General features: G+C 39.4%; 1 protein-coding gene. It reads left to right on the top strand.

Going from position 1 to position 1,508, the window contains the following annotated elements; genetic code table 11:
* The first annotated feature begins 74 nt into the window (after window positions 1–74).
* On the top strand, window positions 75–1,484 hold the full coding sequence (locus F3H12_RS13115) for an IS1182 family transposase (protein ID WP_243133302.1): 1,410 nt from the start codon (window positions 75–77) through the stop codon (window positions 1,482–1,484).
* Window positions 1,485–1,508: the final 24 nt, after the last annotated feature.

Raw genomic sequence — 1,508 nt, 5'->3', positions numbered from 1 at the left:
CAGACTGTCGAAAAAGTCCAGTGAGAACTGGGCTTTTTTGCATTAATATAGTAAAATATTATTGGGTGACGGAAATGATAATTAAGAATGAAGATAAACGAAGAAACGTGGTAATAGTAGATATAGAAACATTGGTACCAGAAAATCACTTGCTGCGGAAAATCGACAGCTGCATCAATTGGAACAAGATATACGAATTTGTAGAAGACTTGTACAGTCCTAATATGGGAAGACCAAGTGTTGACCCAGTTGTGCTGGTGAAAATGGTATTTCTTCAGCATTTATATGGGCTACGGTCATTGCGCCAGACAGCGGAAAATGTCTCAGTAAACATTGCATTTCGCTGGTTCCTTGGATATGACCTAATAGATAAAACACCTCATTTTTCAACCTTGAGCTACAACTTCAAACACAGGTTTAGCAGTGAAGTTTTTGAAAAAATATTCACATGGGTATTGGAAGAAGCGATAAATGGCGGATATGTACAACCGGAAGTTATTTTTGTGGATTCAACCCATATCAAGGCGAATGCTAACAGCAAGAAACAGATGAAGAAATATATACCTGCAGCAGTGAAGGCATACGAAGAACAGTTATACAAGGAAATAAATGAAGACAGGGAAAATCATGGCAGGAAAACCTTAAATAATGAATCTAAGCGAAACGAGGAACAGCGTGAGGTTACTGCATCAACAACTGATCCAGATAGTGGTCTTTTTCATAAAGGAGAGCATAAAAAATGCTTTGCATACAGTGCTCACACTGTATGCGACCAAAATAATTTTATCCTTGAGGTAGAAGTCACTCCTGGGAACATTCATGACAGTATAGTGTTTGACACGGTTTATGACAGAGTAACCAGCCGCTTACCTGATGTAAAAGTAGTAACAGTAGATGCAGGATACAAAACGCCATGGATATGTAAAAAGATATTCGATGACAACCGTATTCCTTCAATGCCGTACAAAAGACCAATGACCAGAAAAGGAAACCACCCCTGGCAAGAATATGTATATGACGAATATTATGACTGTATCATATGCCCTGAGTATCAAATACTAAACTACGCCACCACCAACCGAAACGGATATCGTGAATATAAGAGCAACCCTGACATTTGCAAGAATTGCCCGACAAGGAAAAAATGCACCATCAGCAGGAACTGTCAGAAGACCGTAACTCGCCATATCTGGCATGAATATATTGAACGGGCAGAAGACGTAAGGCATTCACCTCTTGGGAAAGAAACATACAGTATGAGGAGCCAAACGATTGAACGAGTCTTTGCTGATGCAAAAGAAAAACACGGAATGAGATACACAACATTTAGAGGCCTTGCCCAGGTGAGGAATTGGGTTAGGCTTAAATTTGCTGCCATGAACCTAAAAAAACTGGCACTAAGGGGTCATGTTTGCCCTTTATTTTATCGATTTTGGGCTATATTTTTGATATTTCAAAGAAAACAGGCATTCTCACCCACGTGAAAATGCCTGTTTTTCGACAATCTG

Origin of the sequence: Thermoclostridium caenicola, from assembly GCF_900142095.1 — a bacterium.
GTDB classification, from domain to species: domain Bacteria; phylum Bacillota; class Clostridia; order DSM-8532; family DSM-8532; genus Thermoclostridium_A; species Thermoclostridium_A caenicola.
The sequence above is the reverse complement of the archived record's forward strand: the minus strand, read 5'-3'. Positions and strand labels throughout refer to the sequence as shown.